Raw genomic sequence first — 1854 nt, 5'->3', positions numbered from 1 at the left:
GAGGCGGGCGCGATCGCTCATCGTCAACTCCAATGTGCGGTTGAGCGGCGCACGTAAGGAGCGCTTCAATGAAGGCGTGGCTAATTCTGACGCGCCGCCCGAATCCTCGTCCATAAGTTTCTGACAGTCCGCAAGGTTGGTCCTATTATTGCCGAAGGTGAACGAAACAGGGCAGCATGGAGGTATCAAAAGAAGTTGTTCGTGGTCAGTTGTCAGTGGTTAGTAGTGGTTAGTAGCAGATAGAGCGATGGCTTCACCCTAACCGCGAGTGACTGACGACGAATGACTCCGCTAATCGCTATTACTGAACGACGCATGAGCACCTCGATCGCCGACCTTCGCCTTAACTACACCCTTGCCCAACTAAACGAAGCCGACGTCAATGCCGACCCAATTCAGCAGTTTCACGTCTGGTTCGAGCAGGCAGTCGCCGCCCAGCTTCCCGAACCGAACGCGATGACGCTAGCGACAGCGACGAAGGCGGGAATTCCCTCAGCACGGATTGTGCTGCTCAAGGGCGTGGATGAGCAAGGATTTGCCTTTTACACGAACTACGAAAGCCGCAAAGGTGCAGAGCTTGCCGAAAATCCACAAGCGGTGCTGGTGTTTTTATGGACGCTGTTGCAGCGGCAGGTGCGGATTGAAGGGCGCGTGGAGAAAGTGCCCGACGAGGAAACGGAGGCTTACTTCCACAGCCGTCCGCTGACCAGCCAGCTCGGTGCGTGGGCATCCGACCAGAGCCGCGTGATTCCGAATCGAGAAGTGCTAGAGCAGCGATTTGGGTCTTTAAAAGCGCAGTACCAAGACCAAGACGTTCCTCGTCCGCCACATTGGGGCGGCTACCGAGTGATTCCTCACCAGATCGAGTTTTGGCAAGGACGCCCCAGCCGCCTGCACGATCGCCTCCGCTATCGTCTGGAGGGCGATCGCTGGCGCATCGATCGGCTGGCTCCCTAGACAGAATCACGCCGCCATGCGCACGGGAATTTGAATGATAAACTCTGCCCCTTGACCCGGAGCAGAAACGCAGTCTAAGCTGCCGCCGTGCGTTTCTGTAATAATCTGATAGCTGATTGACAGTCCTAGCCCAGTTCCTGCGCCAACAGGCTTGGTTGTATAGAAGGGGTCAAACAATCGTCGCCGCGCATCCTCGCAAATCCCAGGTCCGTTATCGCGGATGCGAATGACGATGCGATCGCCCTGTTGCTCCGTGCAAATATGGATTTGGGGAGTACTGGGTTGGCTGCTCACTCCCCACGCTTTCTGTCTGACTGCCGCTTCTAGCCCAGGCGCGGACCGAAACGCTTCTTCTAAAGCATCTATAGCGTTCACCAAAATGTTCATAAACACTTGATTTAGCTGCCCTGCATAGCATTCCACCAGTGGTAGAGCGGCGTAGTGCTTCTTCACCTGAATCTCGGACTGGTTGGCTTTTGGCTTGAGGCGATGCTGCAAAATCAGCAGCGTACTGTCGATGCCGTCATGAATATCCACTTGCTTCTTTTCTGCCTCGTCCATGCGGGAAAAGAGCCGCAGCGATCGCACAATCTCTCGAATCCGCTCGGTACCAAGCCGCATTGAACCGAGGATTTTCGGCAGATCGGCGATTAGGAACTCAAAGTCGAGGTCGGCGATCGCGGCTTGCAGCCTCGGACTTGTCCTAGGACACTCCTCTTGATAAAGACGAATCAGAGACAGCAAATTTTCAGCGTATTCGCTCAAGTAGCTTAAATTGCCGTGGATAAAGTTAACTGGATTGTTGATCTCATGAGCAACTCCTGCCACTAGCTGCCCCAAGCTCGACATTTTTTCGTTCTGCACCAGCCGAAGCTGCGACTGTTGAAGTTGCTCTAA

General features: G+C 54.6%; 2 protein-coding genes. One reads left to right on the top strand and one right to left on the bottom strand.

From position 1 onward, the window contains the following. Positions 1–315: 315 nt before the first annotated feature. Positions 316–957, top strand: coding sequence for a pyridoxamine 5'-phosphate oxidase (pdxH, locus tag H6F43_RS15445; protein ID WP_190343617.1), 642 nt, complete (start codon positions 316–318; stop codon positions 955–957). Positions 958–963: 6 nt separating this feature from the next. On the opposite strand, the gene H6F43_RS15440 is transcribed toward pdxH, so the two are convergent. Continuing rightward, positions 964–1854: ATP-binding protein (locus H6F43_RS15440; RefSeq protein ID WP_242025655.1), on the bottom strand; the 891-nt coding region annotated here is incomplete at its 5' end.

The sequence above is a fragment of the Leptolyngbya sp. FACHB-36 genome (assembly GCF_014695955.1).
In the GTDB taxonomy this organism is placed as follows: domain Bacteria; phylum Cyanobacteriota; class Cyanobacteriia; order Leptolyngbyales; family Leptolyngbyaceae; genus FACHB-36.
The sequence above is the reverse complement of the archived record's forward strand: the minus strand, read 5'-3'. Positions and strand labels throughout refer to the sequence as shown.